The sequence below is a fragment of the Streptomyces sp. NPDC058231 genome (assembly GCF_042882275.1).
Taxonomy (GTDB): Bacteria; Actinomycetota; Actinomycetes; order Streptomycetales; family Streptomycetaceae; genus Streptomyces.
In genome coordinates this window covers 56,983-75,109 of sequence record NZ_JBHVWN010000022.1, presented here as the reverse complement: position 1 = coordinate 75,109, position 18,127 = coordinate 56,983, and the positions used below count along the sequence as shown (strand labels likewise).

Genomic DNA, 18,127 nt, shown 5'->3' with positions numbered 1-18,127 from the left:
GCACCCGGTGCTGTCACCGGGTGCGCGGCAGGAATGCGGCGGTTATTCGCGCTCGCCGGCCGACGAGCGGCGCTTGATGCCGAACGCGATTCCGGCGATGACCACCACGGCGACACCGGCACCGATCCAGATGACGGTGGAACCGGAGGAGTCCGTCTTCTCGGCGGCGACCGGGGTGGCGTTGCGGAACTGGCCGAAGGTGTACTGCATCGGGTAGATGCCGGCGGTGTCGGGCTTGCCGACCGCGAGGTTCTTCACGGTGCGGGCGTTCGTCGCCGTCATGCCCGTGCCGTAGTAGAGGATCACGTTGTTGTCGGCCTCGTACAGGATGTCCTGCATCTTGCCGACGGTCGCCGCGCGCTGCGCCGGGTCGAACTCGGTGACCTGCTGCTTGAAGAGCTTGTCGAACTCCTTGTCGCAGTGGAAGGAGTCCGTGGAACCGCCGGTGCCGTCGTCCAGCGGCAGGGCGTCGCAGCTCTGGATGGACAGCAGGTACGTCGGGTCGGGGCCGGTGCCCCAGCCGTCCATCAGCAGGTCCCAGTCGCCCTTGGCGAGATCGTCGTTGAGCTTGGTGGAACTCATCGGCTGAACCGTCAGCGCGACGCCGATCTCCTTCATCCACCCGGTGAGGTAGGTGGCGATCTGGGTGTCGGCGGCGGCGTCGGCGTGCGTGCCCAGGCGCAGCTTCAGCGGCTTCTTCGTCTTGGGCGAGACGCGGATCCCGTCCTTGCCCTTGGTGTAACCGGCGTCGTCGAGCAGGGTGTTGGCCTTGGCGACGTCGTACGACTGCTCATGGCCGGCGGCGGGCTTCCAGCTCCACTGCTTCCAGGTGGGCGGGATGTAGCCGGCGCCGACCTGGCCGAAACCGTCGAGGACCTTGTCGACCAGGGTCTGCTTGTCGGTGCCCAGCGCGATGGCGCGGCGCAGGACGTCGTCGCCGAGCGCCGGGTTGCTGTTGCCGATCTTCTTGCCGGTACGGGTCTCGGCACCGGAGTTGAGCGCGAGACTCATCCAGCGGCGGCCGGCGTTCTGGAACGTGTCGAGGTGCTTGTCGCCCTGCAGCGCCTTGTACTGGGTGGAGTTGACGTCGGAGACGTAGTCGAGCTGACCACTGCGCAGGGCGGCCACGGCGCCGTCGACGGCCTTGTAACGCTGCTGCACCAGGTGGTCGAACTTGGGCGTGCCGAGGACGAAGTCCTTGGTGGCGTCGTACTTGACGTACTGCTCGGGCTTGTAGCCGGTGAGCGTCCAGGGACCGTAACCGACGATGTCACCGGAGTCGTTCTTGAAGTCCTTCAGCCCGTCGACGTGCTTCTCCCAGATGTGCCGGGGAACGATCGGCACGCCGCTGTACGGGATGGACACGAACGGCACGTTCGACTGCGGCTTCTTGGTCTTGATGACCAGCGTCGTCGCGTCGGGCGCGGTGACCGAGGCGAAGTTCTCGACGAGCGAGCCGTTGGCGGTGCCGGCGACCTCGTCGGTGCGGATCAGGTTCAGGGTCCAGGCGGCGTCGTCGGCGGTGATCGGCTTGCCGTCACTCCACTTCAGACCGTCACGGATGGTGAAGGTCCAGGTGAGCTTGTCGGCGGACGGCTCCCACTTGGTGGCGAGGTACGGAGCGGCGGAGCCGTCCGTGTTCAGGGAGTTCAGCGAGGGGTAGACGGCGCTGAAGACGTCCAGCGAACCCGCGAAGTACGCCAGGAACGGGTTCAGCGAGTCGATGCCGTTGCCGGTCATCGCCGCGCGGAGGGTGGTGCCCTTGCTGTCGGCGTCGGCCGCCGGGGCCAGGGCCACGGAACCGAGGGCCAGCGCTCCGGCGAGGGAGGCGGCGGCCAGTGCGGTGCCACGTCGGCGTATCGCGCCGCGGACCATGGTGTGTCTCATGTCGTGCTGCTCCAGGGGGTGGGTACGGAACGGACCGCGTGGGGTCCACTCCGTACCGGTGAACGTGCTGGGTGGTGCCTTGCTGTGGCGAGCCGGGGCTGCGACGCCGTGGCTCGCCTTCATGCGGCCGGGTTCGGCCGTCGGGTCAGCCCGACGCGGGGCTGAAGGGGTCCGCCCGCAGGAAGGTGTCCAGGACCCGGACGCCGAACGCGAGGCTGTCGGTGAGGACGTGCTCGTCGACGCCGTGTACGTAGTCCCAGGAGTTGAAACCGGGCGGGGTGGTGCCGGGGGCGAAGCCGTAGCCGGCGATCCCCAGCCGGGCGAACGCCTTGGCGTCCGTGCCGCCGGACATGCAGAACGGCAGGACCAGGGCATCCGGGTCGTGGGCGCGCAGGGCGTCCGCCATGGCCGCGAAATCGGGCGAGGTGTGGTCCGCGGCGACCGGCTGGGTCCAGCTGGCGAACTCGCGGGTCACCTTGGTACCGAGCACCGCGTCCACGGCGGCGAAGAAGGCGTCCTCGGCGCCGGGCAGTACGCGTCCGTCGATGCCGGCGGTGGCTTCGCTGGGAATCACGTTGTGCTTGTAACCGGCGTTCAGACGCGTGGGGTTGAGGGAGTTCGACATGGTCGACTCCACCAGCCGGGCAGCCGCACCGAGCTGGGCGACGCTCGCCGGGTCGGCCGGGTCGACGGTGACGCCGAGTTCCTCCCGGAGTCCGTCGAGCAGTACCCGGACCGACGGGATCAGGTGCACCGGCCATTGGAGCGCCGCGAGTTCGGCGACGGTGCGCACCAGGGTGGCGACAGCGTTGTCGGGGTTCCGGCGGGACCCGTGTCCGGCGGCGCCGCGCGCGGTGAGCGTCATCCAGGCACTGCCGCGCTCGCCGGTGGCCACCGGATAGAGACGGCGGCCGTTGGGCAGGTGGACGCTGTAGCCGCCCGACTCGCTGATCGCGGCGGTGACCCCCTCGAACAGCCCGGGGTGCTGATCGACCAGGAACCCGGCCCCGTAGGCACCGGTGTCCTCCTCGTCGGCGACGAACGCCATCACGATGTCGCGCGGCGGGCGGGTACCGGTCCGGGCGAAGCCGGTGGCACAGGCCAGCATCATCGCGTCCATGTCCTTCATGTCGAGGGCACCCCGGCCGCGTACCGCGCCGTCGGTGATCTCGCCGCTGAACGGATCGAAGGACCAGTCGGCGGGCTCGGCAGGTACCACGTCGAGGTGGCCGTGGACCAGCAGCGCCGGTGCCAGCGGGTCGGCGCCGGGGATCCGGACCACGGTCGAGGCGCGGCGAGGCTGCGACTCCAGGACCTGCGGTGCGTATCCGGCGTCGGTGAGGACTCCGGCCACCCACTCGGCGGCTTCCCGCTCGCCGCGCGAATCGCCGCCGCCGTAGTTGCTGGTGTCGAAGCGGATCAGCCGCGAGCAGTGGTCGATCGTGTCGCTGGTCAGCGCCTCTTGGTGGGAGAGCTGTCCGGCGGAAGGGGCAGTGGGCTCCTGGATCACGGAGCGGTCCTTTCAGGCGGGTCTGCGGGGGCGGCACCCTCGCCGTCGCTCAGCGCCCAGGTGAGTGCGTGCCGGCGCTGGGCGCGGCGGGCCGCGCCCTTCGCGCCGGCCGCGGCGAGTGAGGCGAGCAGATGGCCGGTTGCCGTGACCGCGGTCGGGGAGTGGGTGCGTGACTCGCTGCGGGTGTTCACCGCGAGGACGTGGGTGGCGTAGGCGCACACCGGGCTGTCGTAGCCGTCGGTGATCGCCACGACGGTGGCCCCCAGGGCGTGGAACTCACGGGCCACGCGCACGGTGTGGCGGCTGTAGCTGCGGAAGCTGAAGGTGATCAGTACGTCCTGGTCGCCGGCGTCGGCGAGGGCGGTGACGGCCGCCGCCATTCCCGGCTGGACGAGGGTGACGTCCCGGAGCGCGGCGGAGAGATCGGCGGCGACCAGAGCCGCGTAGCCGATGGATTTCATGTCGCCGAACACCCAGCGGCGGCGGCCCGCGACCACGGCGCGCGCGGCGAGCTCCAGGGCGCCGTTGGCATGCAGGGCATCGAGGGTGCCGGCGAGGTTCTCCTGTTCGCGGGCGAGGATGCGAGGAAGCGCGGTGCGTTCACCGGGCCGGCCCTCGCGGTCGGCGATGCGCTGGTCGGGGACGGGCAGCCGGCGGCCCGTCTCGCGGGCGGCGCAGGCGCGCAGGTCCTCGGTGTCGGCGAAGCCCGCCATGGCGAGCAGCTGATCGAGGTCCTCGGCGCTCGCGTCGGCGGCTCGGATGAACTGGGCGGGGCGCCGGGACAGCGCCGCGGGAAAGTCAGCGGCCAGCCCGGCATACAGCCGAGCTGCCCCGGGACCGCACCGGGCAGCGGCGCGCTCCAACAGCCGGAGCACAGGGTCGGGCGTCAGGACAGACATCAAAACCTCCCTCCATGCCGGAACTCCACCGCCGCTACCAGGGATTTCTTCCCTGAGTATCGCTTGCTGGCGGATACATTGATCTAAGGTGGCGCGAGTATTACTGTCACCGCATGCCTGAGTCAAGGGATGCTTCAGCCCCCGCCCCGCCGGTCGTCGACCCACCGGTCGAGGCGTCCGCAGCCGATCGGGCAACCGCCCAGCTGGCCAAGGCCGTTGCCTCGGCGCGCCGGACGGCAGAACTGACGCTGGCCGCCACCGCGGCCGGGTCGGGTCTCTCACCCGCGTACATTTCGCAGATCGAATCCGGATCGGCGAATCCGACCGTCCGCAGCCTGGCGCAACTCGCCGGTGTGCTCGGCCTCGAACTGCATGAGCTGCTCGGCGCCGGACGTGCCGACATAACCGACAACAGCCCGTTTCCGGCACGTTTCACGACACTGCCCGGTCTGACCGCGATGCCGGACGGCCAAGGGACCTGGGACACGACGGCTCATGGTGTGACCACGCTCCGGTCCCGCCTGATCAGGGGCGAGCCGGGCGATCACGCCCGACCGGTCCGGCACGTCGGCGAGGAACTCGTGGTGGTGCTCGCCGGGCAGTGCCGGCTCCGTGTCTCGGACACCGCGCGGGTGCTGAATCCCGGCGACGCCTGCCACTTCGCCGCGTCCGAAGAGCACGAAATTTCGCAGACCAGCGACGACTTGCTCCTGCTCGTCGTCCTCACGAAGGAGTGACCCAGGTGGTTCCCCCCGCCGACAACGCGCCCGACACCCCGCTCACCCGCGCCGCAGGTCCCGACGAAGCCCCGGAAGTCTGGCCGCTCACGGCCAAGGACATCGATGGTGAACTGCAGATAGGTTCCGTGCCGATGGCGGACCTCGCCCAGGCGTGCGGCACCCCCCTCTACGTCGTGGACGAGGCGGACTTCCGTGAACGGGCCCGCCAGTGGCGCGAGTCCGGCGCCGACCGGGTGCACTACGCGTCCAAGGCGTTCCTCTGCCCCGAGATGGTCCGCTGGGTCGGCGAGGAGGAGCTGCACCTGGACGTGTGCAGCCTCGGCGAGCTCGAACTCGCCGTCGCCGCGGGCTTCGACCCCGCTCACATCGTGCTGCACGGCAACAACAAGCTCCCCTCGGAACTCCGCTCGGCCGTGGGCCACCGCGTCGGAGTCGTCGTCGTCGACTGCGACGAGGAGATCGAGCGGCTCGCCGGATTCGCGGCCGCCGCCGGCCACGTCCAGGACGTGTATCTGCGGATCGCGCCGGGCGTCGCCGCCGACACCCACGACTACATGGCGACCGGCAGCGACGACGTGAAGTTCGGCTTCCCGGTCAACGGCGGCTTCGCCGAACGGGCGGTGCTCACCGTCGCCGGCATTCCCTCGCTGCGCCTGGCCGGCATCCACTCCCACCTGGGCTCACAGATCCTGGACCCGTCCGGTATCCGGCAGGCGGCCTCGCGGGTCGCCGCGTTCGTCCGCCTGCTGGCCGAACGGCACGGTATCCGCATCGACGAACTCGACCTCGGCGGCGGCGCCGGGATCGCGTATGTACCCGGCTCCAGCAGGCTCGCGCCCGCCGACTTCGTGGCCGCGCTGCGCGCCGGTGTCGCCGAGGAGATCGATCCGGCCTCCGTCCGGCTCGCCGTGGAGCCGGGCCGTTCGCTGATCGGCACCGCCGGCGTCACGCTCTACGAGGTCGGAGTGGTCAAGCAGGGGCTCAAGCGCCGCTTCGTCTCCGTCGACGGCGGCATGAGCGACGCCCTGCGCCCCGCCCTCTACCAGGCCACGTACACCGCCTGGACGGCCAACCGGAGGCCGACCGGCCGGCCGGTGCACTCCCTCGTCGTCGGCAGGCACTGCGAGAGCGGCGACATCGTCGTCCCCGACATCGCACTCCCCGACGACCTGGCCGCCGGCGATCTTCTTGCGGTGCCCGCGACCGGCGCGTACCACCACGTCATGGCCAGCAACTACAACTTCCAGCCGCGCCCGGCCGTGGTCGCCGTCCGTGACGGACGCGCGCGCCTGATGGTGCGTCGCGAGACCCCCGCCGACCTGTTGCTCCGCGACGGCGCGGGCGCCGGCATAGACCTGTGAGGAGACTTCCGATGAGCGAACAGCGCGTCCTCCCCCACGGTGAGTGGCCCTCGCCGCTGACCGCCGAATCCGTCGCGACGGGCTCCGGGGGCAAGAGCTGGCCCTCCGGCGTCGGCGAGGAGACCTGGTGGTGCGCCAACGACCCGGCGACCGCCACCGTGAGGCTGCTGCGCACCGCCCCCGGGCATGCCCCTGAGCCGGTGCTGCCGGTCGGTGCCAGCGTGCGCAACCGTTCGCTCGGCTACGGCGGCCGCCCGTACGCGGTCCGGCCAGGCTCCGACGGAGCCCCGCACCTGCTGGTCTTCTCCGACCACCGCGACCAGCGGCTCTACTCGGCCGGAACGGCCCCGCTGGGAACGGGCGGTACGAGCGTTCCGGTCCCGCTGACCCCCGCCGACCAGCCCGGGTACGAGACCTGCTGGGCGGACCCGGTGTTCACGCCCGACGGCACCGAGGTCTGGCTCGTCCGGGAGGTCACCCGGGCGGCCCGGCGACCGGACGAGGACCCGGCGCCGCGCACCGGCCGCGACATCGTCGCCGTGCCGCTCGACGGCTCGGCCGCCACCGCACCGGACCGGCTGCGGGTGGTCGGCCGCTCCCACCACTTCCTGTCCACCCCCCGGATCTCCCCGGACGGGCAGCACCTGGCCTGGCTGGGCTGGGACCACCCGCGGATGCCGTGGGAGACCACCGACCTCATGGTCGCGCCGCTGAATGACGGCGTCGCCGGCGAGCCGGTACGGGCACTGGGCGGCGGTGCGGTCTCCGTGTCGCAGGCCGCCTGGGCGCCCGACGGCACGCTCTACGCGATGGCCGACCCGGACGGCTGGGCGAACCTCTTCCGTCTCACCCCTGCGCCGGACGGGACGTGGCACGCCGAGTGCGTGCTGCCCATGGAACAGGAGTGCGCGGGCGCCCTGTGGCGGGTCGGCGCGAGCTGGTTCGCGGCCACCGCGGCAGGAGTGGTGCTGCGGCACGGTGTCGGCGAACAGCGGCTCGCCCTGTGGGATCCCACGGACGGCACCCTGCGCGACCTGGCGCCCGGATGGACGGAGTTCGGCGCCGATCTGTGGGCCGACGACCGTGCGGCGGTGGTGCTCTCGGCTTCGCCCACACTGGGGCGCGCCGTACTGCGCGTACCTCTGGACGGCGGGGACCCGGTGCGCTGCGACGGTGAGCGCGACACCGCGTACGACGCCTGGCGGTCGGTACCGGAGCGACGGATCGCCAAGGGTGCGGACGGCCGCGAGGTGCAGTACGTCTACTACCCGCCCACCAACCCGGACTGCACCGGTCCGGCGGACGAGGCACCGCCGCTCCTGATCCACGTGCACGGCGGGCCCACCAGCTCCAACGGCGCTGCGCCCGACGGGGAGTTCTCCCTCTTCTGCAGCCGGGGCTTCGCCGTCGCCGCCGTCGACTACGGGGGCTCCACGGGCTACGGCCGCGCCTACCGCGACCGGCTGCGGCACACCTGGGGCGTCACCGACGTGGAGGACTCGGTCACGGTCGCCGGGGAGCTGGCGGCCGCCGGACTCGCCGATCCCGCGCGTACCGCGATCCGTGGCGGCTCGGCGGGCGGCTGGACCACCCTCGCGGCGCTCACCTCGACCGACGCCTTCTGCTGCGGGGCCGTGTATTACCCGATCAGTGACCCGGAGACCTGGATCTGCGGACAGACCCATGACTTCGAGTCCCGCTACATGGAGTATCTGGTCGGGAAGTTGCCCGAGGACCAGGAGCGGTTCGACCGGGTGTCGCCGATCCGCAAGGCCGGGCAGATCACCAGCCCGCTGGTGATGCTGCAGGGAGCGGACGACTTCATCTGCCGCCCCGACCAGGCCGAACACATCGTCGACGCGGTGGCCCGACGCGGGCTGTGGCACCGCTATCTGCTCTTCGAGGGCGAGGGGCACGGCTTCCGCCAGGCGTCCAGCGTGAGCGCCTCACTGCGCGCCGAGGCGGAACTGTACGGACATGCGATGGGCATCCGCGTCGACCTCTCGGACACCCTCTCGGCGGAGCGTCGCTGACGCAGGGCCGATCCGCCGTCCGGTCCGCAGGCGCGCGGGCGTTCACGGCCGGACGGCCCGTCGGACGGGCAGCGCTGTCCCGCCTCCTCGCACCGGCCGTGGGGGAGGCGAGGCAGCGCTGCCCGGCGTCTCCCACCGGCTGTGCGGGGACGACGAGGGGCTGCTCGGGCCGGCCCCGAACGGTCCGCCCAGGCGGCGCCCGACAGCGGCCCGGGACCGCGGAAGTATCCGTCACGGACCCGCGGTTCCGGGCCGTCGCCCGCTTCCGGTGAGCGGGATCAGCAGGTGAAACGGGCGGCGGTCGGGGCCTCGGCGAGTGGCTCCGGCAGCCGCAGCGGCCCGTGGCCCGGGGTGATCCGGCCCAGCAACCGGCCTCCCGACGCGCCGGTGCAGCTGGGCAGGGTGCCCGGCAGGCCGTGCGCGGTGAACCAGCCGAGCAGCGCGAAGGCAACCGCCTCCTTGGCGGCCGAGGGCAGTCCGAGCGCGTCGGAGCGCAGCAGCTCGACCCCCGGCAGCAGTGCCCCGATCCGCTCGGTCAGCACCGGGTTGTCCGCGCCGCCGCCGGACACCACCAGGGTCCGCAGGCCATGCTCCCGTACCGCGTCCGCAACCGTGCGGGCGGTCAGCTCGGCCAGGGTGGCCAGGAGGTCCTCGGTCGGGAGCGGCGGACCTCCGGCCAGGTACCCGTCCAGGTAGTCGGCGTGGAAGAGCTCCTTGCCGGTGCTCTTCGGCGGCTCGCGCCGGTAGTACGGTTCGGCGAGCAGAGCGGCGAGCAGTGCCGGGTCCACCCGTCCGGCGGCGGCGAGCCGGCCGTCCTCGTCGTACGGGCGGCCGGTCCCGGCCAGCGCGGCCGCGTCCATCAGCGCGTTTGCGGGTCCGGTGTCGAAGGCGACCGGCGCCCCCTGACCGACTGCTGTCAGATTGGCGATCCCACCGAGGTTCAGCGCCCCCGCCGGGCCCGGCAGTCCGCCGAGCAGCAGTGTGTCCAGGAGCGACACCAGGGGCGCGCCCTGGCCGCCCGCCGCCACGTCCGCGGTCCGGACGTCGGAGACGACCGGCACGCCCAGGCGCTCGGCGATCCAGGCGGGCTGACCCAGTTGCAGGGTGCCGCGCACGGTCCCGTCGTCCACCCAGTGATAGAGGGTCTGACCGTGCGAACACACCAGATCGACCGGACCGGCCGCGGTCACCACGGCGCTCGCGGTGTCGGCGAAGGACTGCCCGATCAAGGTGTCCAGGCGGCAGACCGCGGCCAGTGACACGGCCCGCGGGGGCAGCGCGTCCAGGATCTCGGCGCGCAGCCCGGCCGGGTAGGGATGGGCAGCCGAGTGGACCAGGGTGCCGTGCAGGGTGTCACCGTCGAGGCCGAATTCGACGACGGCGGCATCGATCGCGTCGTGCGAGGTGCCGGAGCTGAGTCCCAGGACTCTCACAGGGTTCCTTCCTGAACATGGGTGTGGGCGGGTCCGCCCCGTGGAGGGGGCGGACCCGCCCGGTGCCGGGGGCGCGGTCAGACCGCGGCCGGCTCGATCTCGACGCCGACCACGCGCCGCGCCTCGGGGTGGAAGCAGGCGTGGTGCTGACCGGCACCGCCCACCGCTTCGAGGACCGGCCGTTCGGTGGCGCAGCGGTCGGTGGCGAAGGGGCAGCGAGGCGCGAACAGACAGCCTTCGGTGGCCACCTTCTCGTCCAGCGGGGCCAGCGGGGCCAGCCGGTCGGGGCCGGGCTCCTCCAGGCCGCGCATGATCGGGACGGCCGACAGCAGGCACTGGGTGTACGGGTGCACGGGTGCCTGGATGATGTCGTCGGTGGGTCCCCGCTCGATCACCTGGCCCCGGTAGATGACGTGCAGTTCGCCGCCCTCTCCCACGTAACGGGCGGTGGCCACGTCGTGGGTGATGAAGACCAGCGAGATGCCGAGGCGTGCGCGCAGGTCGTGCAGCAGGCTGAGGATGCCCAGCCGCATCGACACGTCGATCATCGAGACGGCCTCGTCGGCGATCAGCACCTCCGGGTCCACGGTCAGCGCGCGGGCGATGACCACGCGCTGCCGCTGGCCGCCGGACAGCTGGTGCGGGTACTTGTGCAGCACCCCCTCCGGCTCCAGCCCGACAAGTTCCAGGAGCTCCGCGGCGCGCTCCCGCACCCCGGAGGCCGACGCCCCGGTCTCCTTGGCGCGCATCCGCAGCGGGTCCCCGAGGATCTGCTCGATGGTCCGGGTCGGGTTGAGCGCGGAGTACGGGTCCTGATGGATCATCTGGATACGCCGGAAGTACGGCGCTCGCTTGCGCGGCTTGAGTTTCGACAGCTCCACGCCGTCGATGACGAGTTCGCCGCCGTCGAAGGTCTCGATCCCCGTGAGGATCTTGCCGAGGGTGGTCTTGCCGCAGCCCGACTCACCGATGAAGGAGACCGCCCCGCCCTTGGGGAGGGTGAAGTCCACTCCGCGCAGGGCGTGCACGGTGCGCTCGCCGGTGAAGGCTCCGCGGGTGCGGTAGATGCGGGTGATGCCGCGCGCCTCGATCACGACGCGTCTCCCTTCCGGGGTACTGCTCCCGCGCCGGCCGAAGGGGCGGCGGCGGTCGCGGGGACGGGAGCGGTCGCCGGGGCGGGGCTCACCGCAGCGGCGTCCGCGTGGCAGGCGCGGCGGTGACCGACCGCGAAGTCGGTGAGCAGCGGCTCCTGTTCGGCGCAGATGTCCATGGCGAACACACAGCGCTCGCGGAACACGCATCCGGTCCGCGGGATGGTGGTGAGGTCCGGCGGCCTGCCCGGCAGGGCGCGGGCCGCCGCGATGTCGCCGGTGATCCGGGCGGTGGCGCCGATCAGGGCCCGGGTGTACGGATGGGTGGGGTTGCGCAGCAGGTCCAGGGTCGGCCCGTGCTCGACGACGCGGCCGCCGTACATCACCGCGAGGTTGTCGGCGATCTCGGAGACCACGCCCATGTCGTGGGTGACGATCAGGGTGCTGAGGTTGTTCTCGTCGTGGACCTGCCGGATGATCTCCAGCACCGCGGACTGGGACAGTACGTCCAGGGCGGTGGTCGGCTCGTCCAGGATGAGTACCTTGGCGTTGAGGACCAGCGCCAGCACGATGCCTATCCGCTGGCGCATGCCGCCGGAGAGCTCGTGCTGGTACGAGTCGAGGACCCGGTCCCCGTCCAGCCCCATCCGGATGGCGAGTTGCTTGGCGCGGGCGAGCAGGGCGGGCAGATCCTTGACGTTGTGCGAGCGGCCCAGGTCGAGGATCTGCTTGCCGATGGTCTTCAGCGGGTTCATCGAGTTCTGCGACGCCTGGAAGACGTAGCCGAGCGCCGAACCCCGTACCGCTCGCAGCTCCTTGCCGCTGAGCTGGGTGACATCGCCGATGTCGTCCACGTGGACGTTGCCGCTGCTGATCCGGCCGGGCTGCGGCACGGCGTTCATCAGGGCCAGGGCGAGGGTGGACTTGCCGGAGCCGGATTCGCCGACGAGCCCGGTGATCTCACCGCGCCGCAGGTCGATGGAGGCGTTGGCGACGGCGCGGTACTCCTGTCCGTCCACCCGGTAGTGGACGGACAGGTCGCGCACCCGGACCTCGGCGGGGGCGCGTTCGGCCGGGGGCGGCTGGATGGTGTCCGTCATGACCGCTCCCTCAGTCGCGGGTTGAAGAGCTCGTCGATCGCGTCGAGGAAGAGCACGACGCCCATGATCAACAGAAGGATGCACAACAGCGGGGACAGCAGATAGGTGAGGGCCTCGGGGCTCTGCATCGCACCGCCGGAGAACACCGCCTGGTTGATCATGACGCCCCAGTTGGTGCTGGTGAACGGCACGATGCCGAGGAAGAACAGGCCGACCTGCGCCTCCACGAAACCGACCACGGACAGCAGCAGGTGCATCGCCACGTACGGCGCGATGTTGGGCAGCAGCTCGCGGAAGATGATGTGCCGGCCGGGCAGACCGAGTCCGCGGGCGGCCTCGAGGAAGCCGCGTTCGCGCAACGTCAGCGCCTGGGAGCGGACCGCTCGGGCGATCCCGCCCCAGCCGACGACTCCGAGGACCAGGCCCATCTCGAACGGACTGCCGAACTCCCAGACGGTGGTGAGCACCACCAGCAGCGGAAGTCCGGGTACGGTCAGCACGAAGTCGGTGATCCGCATGAGCAACGAATCGGTGGCGCCCCGGTAGAAACCGGACAGCAGACCGACGACGGTGCCCAGGACCGCGGCGAACAGCGCCGCGATGCTGCAGGTGAGGAGCACGTAGCGGGAGCCGACCACGGTGGCCTGCAGGACGTCGGAGCCCGCGAAGTCCGTGCCGAGCCAGTGGGCGGCGCTCGGCGCCTGGTAGATGGCGTCCGGGTCCACGGTCAGTTCGGACGGGTAGAACATCGGCCCGACGGTCCCCATCAGGGTGAAGAACACCAGGATGGTCAGGCCGATGACCCGGCCGGGCTTGCGCAGCAGCACCCGGCGTACGGAGGTCCAGCGGCTGCGCCGGCCCGTGGTGGGCTTCGGCGTCTCGAGGAGGGCAGCGGTGGTCATGGTCAGCGCCTCACTCGGGGGTCGATCACGGAATAGAGGAGGTCGGCGATGATGTTGGCCAGCACCACCGCCACGGTGATCAGCAGGAAGGCACCGGTCATCAGGGGGTAGTCGCGCGAACCGATGCTCTTCAGCAACAGGTTGCCCAGGCCCGGGTAGTTGAAGGAGTTCTCGATCAGGATCGCGCCGCCGAACATGAAACCGAAGGAGAGCGCGAGGACGGTGAACAGCGGCAGGATCGCGTTGCGCGAGATGTAGCGCATCCGGGTCGTGCGGGCGATGCCGCGCAGCTCCGAGGCGAGGATGAAGTCGTCGCCGAGCACGGACACCACGCTGGAGCGCATGGTGAGCAGCCAGCCGCCGTAGCTGATGAGGGTGTACGTGGCCACCGGCAGCACGGCGTACTGGATGACCGAGGCGATGTACGGACCGTTGAACCCGGGGTCCAGCATCGGGTCGTTGGTCTCGCCGTACGGCAGCAGCTGGAGCTGGGTGTGGAAGATGAAGCCGAGCAGCAGCGCGAGTACGAACGAGGGCACGCCGGCCACGACGGAACCGGTGAGGCTGAGCGCACCGCCCCAGCGGCTGGAGCGCTGCACCGCCGCCACCACGCCCGCGGTGACGCCGATCAGGAAGCTGATCAGGAGTCCGCTGAGCACCGGCACGATGGTCCACGGCAGGGCGTTCATGATGACGTCGCTGACCGGCACACCGCTGTAGGAGATGGAGGTGCCGAGATGGCCGTGGAGCAGTTCGCCGATGTAGCCGGTGTACTGGTGGAACAGCGAGTCCTGCGAGGTGAAGCCGTAGACCGCGGCGACCTTGGCCTTGGCCAGCTCCGGGGACATGCCCTGCATGAGGTATGCCTCGTACTGCGCGTCGCCCGGCTTGCCGGGCAGCGCATGGACGAGGAAGAACGTGAACGTGGCCACGGCCCAGACCATCAGCACGCCGCCGACGATCTTCACCAGCAGGGTGCGGGCGAGTCCTTTCACGTCATCACCTCCTTCCGTGAACGGTTGATCTGCTGTCGGGGGAACCGGTCAGGGGCGGCGGCAGGCCGCCGCCCCTGACCGCGGGTCGGGCTTACTTGCTCTGGATGTAGCCCTGCATCATCCAGACGCCCGGCGAGTTGCTCAGGAGGTCGTCCTGGCCCTGCTTCGGGAAGTTCGTGAAGCGCTTCTCGACGTTGAACTTGACGTTGGTGTAGTCCCAGATCGGAACGACGGGGACTTCCTGGTTGGTGGCGATCGCCAGCTTCTGCACCAGCGGCTTCTGCTGATCGATCGTCAGGCTGTTGAGCTGCGCGGTGAGGTTGCCGGGGTTGATCGTCTCGCCGCCCACGTTGTAAGTGACCGGCCCGTGCATCCAGTTGCCGGAGCCCTTCTTGTCGCTGTGGGTGGCCTTGTCACCGACGGCGGTGAAGCCGTTGTCCGCGCCGTACAGCCGCTGGAAGGTGCTGTAGGGGTGCGGGCCCAGTGCCGTCAGCCACCAGCCGACGTCGTACTTGCCGGCCGCCATCTCCGTCTTGTAGGTGGCGAAGTCGGCGGTCAGGGCGGGCTTGGTCTTGATGCCGAAGGCGGTCAGCTGGTTGGCGACCACGGTGGAGGCGGAGATCCAGTCGCTGAACCCGTTCACGGTCTGCAGCGTGATCGTCCACGGCTTCCCGTTGGGCAGGATCCACTGCCCGTCCTTCTTCTTCAGGCCCGCGCTCTCCAGCAGCTCGGTGGCCTTGGCGTCGTCGTGGGCGTACGGGTCGAGCCCCTTCAGCTGATCGGGGGTGAGCCACTTCTCGGCGGCCGTCCGGATCATGCCGGTGGGGGCGGTGGCCGCGATACCGCCGACGGGCTGACCGACCTTGGTGGCCGCGACGCGGTCGAGGATGTGCGCGAGAGCCTGGCGCACCTCCTTCTTGTCGTACGGCGCCTTGCTCTGGTTGAACGCGATGGAGGCGTCCACGTAGCTGACCGAGTCGACGCGCTTGTAGCCGGCCCGCTCGATCTGGTTGAGCACGTTGGTCGGGATCGCGGTGAACGGCGCCGAGTCGAGCTCGCCGCTCTTCATGAATCCCCAGATCTGCTCGTTGCCGGAGTAGTGGCGGATGACCACCCGGCTCGGACCGATCTTCTTCACACCGTAGAAGTTCTTGTTGCGGTCCAGTACGGCCGAACCCGGGTTCACCCGGGCCACCACGAACGGACCGGCCGAGACGTCCTTGGCGGGGGCGAAGGACGAGACCTTCTTGCCGATCTCGGTCAGCTTGTCGACCGCGGCCTGGGCGTCCTTGGCCTTGGCCTCGTCCAGTTGCTGGCTGGCCGCGATGGTGTCCCAGATGTCGGCGGGCAGCAGCTTGCCGTACACCTTGTCGGCGACGATGGTCTGGTCGAGGACGCGCTTGGTGAAGCCCAGGTTGTGGGTGCCGGCGACCTGCTTGATCTCGACGCCGTGCTCACCGGATGCCTCGACCGAGGCCACGTTCAGGCCCTGGGTCAGGGTGCCCGCGCCGACGGTGGCGTTGCCCTGGGTGAGCGCGATGGCCAGCGAGGTCTTCACGTCCTGCACCGTCACCGGGGTGCCGTCCGACCACTTGGCGCCGTCCTGGAGCTGGATGATCAGCGAAGTGTCGGTGGCCTTCCAGCTCTTGGCCAGGCCGGGCAGGTAGTCGTTCGGGTCGAGGGCGTTCTTCTTGTCGAACCCGAGGTGCATCGTGTTGTAGCCGAGGAACGTGTTGCCCGCGGCGTTGAAGGGGTTCATCGGCGCGCCGGCCGTGATCGGGTTGTTGGCGTCGACCGTCGTGAAGACGCCACCGCCCTTGGCATCGTTCTTGGCACCGGAATCCGGTGCGCACGCGGCGAGGGAGCCGAGCGTCGCCAGTGCGGCAGACGCTGCGACAAAGTGCTTGAACCGTGCCATAGCGCGTGGTCTCCGATCGGCAGGCAGGAGTGGAGTGGTGGAGAAGGTCTGGGGGGTGAGCAGACCGTAGGAGCGGCGTGAGGGGTGTGTCAATGAATTGCGTTGGCCGAATCCAGTTCGTAATTTTTCGCCAGACCCCGACGACCGGCCGCGCCTGCGCCTCGTGAGGGCACGCGAGTCGGCACGGCGACCACGGGTAGGCAACAAATTACGCTCAACAGCCTATGCATGTGGCAAAGTTACGGGCGCTGGTTCGCCCTTGCCCCCCGATGCCCTCCGACCGAGAGGAAACCGTGATGCACCCGCAGCTTCCGGTACGAATCGACGCCCCCACCGAACGCCGGAACCCTCGCACCCGCGATATCGACGACGTACCCACTCTGGAGGTACTGCGGCTGCTCAACGCCGAGGACCGGATCCCGGCCGAGGCCGTTGCCGCGGTACTGCCCGACCTGGCCCGGCTGGTGGACGAGACGGCGCGCCGGATCCGGGCGGGCGGCCGACTGCACTACTTCGGCGCGGGCACATCGGGCCGCCTCGCGGTGATGGACGCCGCCGAGCTGATCCCCACCTTCAGCCTCCCGCCCGGGATCGTGGTCGCGCATCACGCGGGCGGCCCCCGGGCGCTGATCGAACCGGTGGAGGGGGTCGAGGACCAGGAGTCCGCGGGCTCGGCCGCCGCGGCCGAGGTGGGCGCGGGGGACGTCGCGGTCGGCATCGCCGCCAGCGGACGCACCCCCTACGTCGGCGGCGCCCTGCGCACTGCACGGGCGGCTGGTGCCTTCACCGCGCTCGTGAGCGCCAACCCCCGGGCCGGGCTGGCGGATCAGGCCGATGTCCACCTGGGCGTGGACACGGGTCCGGAGGCGATCGCCGGCTCCACCCGGCTGAAGGCCGCCACCGCCCACAAACTGATCCTCAACAGCCTCTCCACCGCGGTGATGGTGGCGCAGGGCCGTACGTACTCGAACCTGATGGTCGATGTGGCCGCGACCAACGAGAAGCTGCGCGGCCGGGTCCTCAACATCCTGGTGGAGGCCACCGGGCTGGACGAGGACCGTTGCGGAGCCGCCCTCGCCGACGCGGCGGGCGAGTTGAAGACCGCACTGGTCAGCCTGCTCGCCGACTGCTCCCCGGAGCGGTCGCGCGCGGCGCTGGAGGCCGGCGACGGGAGCGTCCGCGCGGCGCTGCGCACTTTCGCCTGAGACGGGACGAGGAAGCCCCGCGACCCGGTCCTCCGGGTCGCGGGGCTTCCTCGTCGCGGCTGAGCGGTCACTGCGGGCCGCGCCGCCGGTGCACCGCCGTGTACGTGCGTTCCAGGGCACGTGTCGTGCGGCTGTGGTTGCGCTGGGCCACGCCGACGAACAGGCAGTCCACCAGGGTCAGCGCGGCGATCCGGCTGGACATCGCGCCGGATCTGAAGGTGGTCTCACGCACCGCGGTGGTCAGCACGTGGTCGGCGACGCCGGCGATCGGCGAACGCGGGAAATTGGTGATGGCCACGGTGGTGGCACCGTTGTCCCAGGCCTCCCCCAGCGCGGCCACCGTGTCGGTGGTGGCGCCGGTGTGCGAAATGCCGATCGCCAGGTCGCCCCGTCCGAGCAGGGCCGCGGAAGTGAGCGCGCCGTCGGGGTCGGGCCAGGCGGTCACCCGACGCCCGATCCGGTGCAGCTTCTGCTGGAAGTCGAGCGCGATCAGCGCGCTCGCGCCGACCCCGTACAGATCCACCGCGCTCGCCCCGACCACCTCGTCGATGACCCGCTGGAGGGTGTCGAGGTCGAGTTGGGCGATGGTGTCCTCGACCGCGCGGGCGTCCGCGAAGCCCAGTTTGCCGACCACGTCGGCCAGCGAGTCGCCGGGACCGATCTCGCTCCCGGCGCTGGACCAGGCGGGTCCGCCGTTCTCCTCGCTGCCGGCCGCCGAGGCCAGTTTGATCCGCAGATCGGGGTAGCCCTTGAGGCCCACCGCCCGGCAGAACCGGACGACGGTGGTCTCGGAAGTGCTGCATTCCGCGGCGAGTTCGCTGATGGTCATCCCGGCCACCCCGACCGGATCGGCGACCGCGGCTTCGGCCACCCGCCGTTCCGACGGTGGCAGGGAGGGCAACAGGGCACGGATCTGCACCAGCACCGTCTGTGACGGCGTGGCGCGCTCTGCGGAGCGCTGGGGGACGTCGCCGCCTCCGCGCTGTCGGTCACGTGGGGCAGCCATGTGGGAATCCTACGGGTTCGTCGGGATACGTGTCGTTGAATACCGGG

General features: G+C 70.7%; 14 protein-coding genes. 4 read left to right on the top strand and 10 right to left on the bottom strand.

The window, feature by feature from the left end; genetic code table 11:
- Nucleotides 1-42: 42 nt before the first annotated feature.
- The 3 genes from ACFVXE_RS17470 to ACFVXE_RS17460 form a co-directional block, all read right to left on the bottom strand.
- Nucleotides 43-1,887, bottom strand: a complete 1,845-nt coding sequence (locus ACFVXE_RS17470) for an ABC transporter substrate-binding protein (protein ID WP_389672008.1) — start codon at nucleotides 1,885-1,887, stop codon at nucleotides 43-45.
- Nucleotides 1,888-2,032: 145 nt separating this feature from the next.
- A complete protein-coding gene (locus tag ACFVXE_RS17465) occupies nucleotides 2,033-3,394 on the bottom strand; it encodes a M20/M25/M40 family metallo-hydrolase (protein ID WP_389672040.1) in 1,362 nt (453 codons plus the stop codon).
- The gene (locus ACFVXE_RS17460; protein WP_389672007.1) at nucleotides 3,394-4,296 is read right to left on the bottom strand and encodes a MurR/RpiR family transcriptional regulator; all 903 of its coding nucleotides are present in this window, start codon (nucleotides 4,294-4,296) and stop codon (nucleotides 3,394-3,396) included. The genes ACFVXE_RS17465 and ACFVXE_RS17460 overlap by 1 nt, the downstream gene beginning before the upstream one ends.
- Before the next feature lie 113 nt (nucleotides 4,297-4,409).
- Between ACFVXE_RS17460 and ACFVXE_RS17455 the strand changes: the two genes are divergently transcribed.
- The 3 genes from ACFVXE_RS17455 to ACFVXE_RS17445 are packed head-to-tail and all read left to right on the top strand — an operon-like array spanning nucleotide 4,410 to nucleotide 8,430.
- Nucleotides 4,410-5,033 (top strand): helix-turn-helix domain-containing protein, encoded by a 624-nt coding sequence (locus ACFVXE_RS17455; protein WP_389672006.1) that lies wholly within the window; start codon nucleotides 4,410-4,412, stop codon nucleotides 5,031-5,033.
- A gap of 5 nt (nucleotides 5,034-5,038) precedes the next feature.
- Nucleotides 5,039-6,397: a diaminopimelate decarboxylase gene (gene lysA, locus ACFVXE_RS17450; RefSeq protein WP_389672005.1), complete on the top strand. Its 1,359-nt coding sequence runs from the start codon at nucleotides 5,039-5,041 to the stop codon at nucleotides 6,395-6,397.
- Between the two features lie 11 nt (nucleotides 6,398-6,408).
- Nucleotides 6,409-8,430, top strand: coding sequence for a prolyl oligopeptidase family serine peptidase (locus ACFVXE_RS17445; RefSeq protein ID WP_389672004.1), 2,022 nt, complete (start codon nucleotides 6,409-6,411; stop codon nucleotides 8,428-8,430).
- Nucleotides 8,431-8,708: 278 nt separating this feature from the next.
- Here the strand turns inward: ACFVXE_RS17445 and ACFVXE_RS17440 are convergent, their stop codons facing one another.
- The 6 genes from ACFVXE_RS17440 to ACFVXE_RS17415 form a co-directional block, all read right to left on the bottom strand.
- Complete coding sequence (locus ACFVXE_RS17440; protein WP_389672003.1) at nucleotides 8,709-9,863, bottom strand: anhydro-N-acetylmuramic acid kinase; 1,155 nt, start codon at nucleotides 9,861-9,863, stop codon at nucleotides 8,709-8,711.
- 77 nt (nucleotides 9,864-9,940) lie between these two features.
- Nucleotides 9,941-10,957, bottom strand: coding sequence for an ABC transporter ATP-binding protein (locus tag ACFVXE_RS17435; protein ID WP_389672002.1), 1,017 nt, complete (start codon nucleotides 10,955-10,957; stop codon nucleotides 9,941-9,943).
- Nucleotides 10,954-12,054, bottom strand: coding sequence for an ABC transporter ATP-binding protein (locus tag ACFVXE_RS17430; protein ID WP_389672001.1), 1,101 nt, complete (start codon nucleotides 12,052-12,054; stop codon nucleotides 10,954-10,956). Before ACFVXE_RS17430 ends, ACFVXE_RS17435 begins: the two co-directional genes overlap by 4 nt.
- Nucleotides 12,051-12,956 carry an ABC transporter permease gene (locus tag ACFVXE_RS17425; protein WP_389672000.1) on the bottom strand — a complete coding sequence of 302 codons (906 nt, stop codon included), beginning with the start codon at nucleotides 12,954-12,956 and terminating at the stop codon, nucleotides 12,051-12,053. The genes ACFVXE_RS17430 and ACFVXE_RS17425 overlap by 4 nt, the downstream gene beginning before the upstream one ends.
- A gap of 2 nt (nucleotides 12,957-12,958) precedes the next feature.
- Complete coding sequence (locus tag ACFVXE_RS17420; RefSeq protein ID WP_389671999.1) at nucleotides 12,959-13,951, bottom strand: ABC transporter permease; 993 nt, start codon at nucleotides 13,949-13,951, stop codon at nucleotides 12,959-12,961.
- Nucleotides 13,952-14,042: 91 nt separating this feature from the next.
- Nucleotides 14,043-15,869, bottom strand: coding sequence for an ABC transporter substrate-binding protein (locus tag ACFVXE_RS17415; protein WP_389671998.1), 1,827 nt, complete (start codon nucleotides 15,867-15,869; stop codon nucleotides 14,043-14,045).
- Nucleotides 15,870-16,165: 296 nt separating this feature from the next.
- On the opposite strand from ACFVXE_RS17415, the gene murQ reads away from it, so the two are divergent.
- A complete protein-coding gene (murQ, locus tag ACFVXE_RS17410; protein ID WP_389671997.1) occupies nucleotides 16,166-17,074 on the top strand; it encodes an N-acetylmuramic acid 6-phosphate etherase in 909 nt (302 codons plus the stop codon).
- Nucleotides 17,075-17,141: 67 nt separating this feature from the next.
- Here murQ and ACFVXE_RS17405 read toward each other — a convergent pair whose 3' ends face one another.
- Nucleotides 17,142-18,080, bottom strand: a complete 939-nt coding sequence (locus ACFVXE_RS17405; protein ID WP_389671996.1) for a MurR/RpiR family transcriptional regulator — start codon at nucleotides 18,078-18,080, stop codon at nucleotides 17,142-17,144.
- Nucleotides 18,081-18,127: the final 47 nt, after the last annotated feature.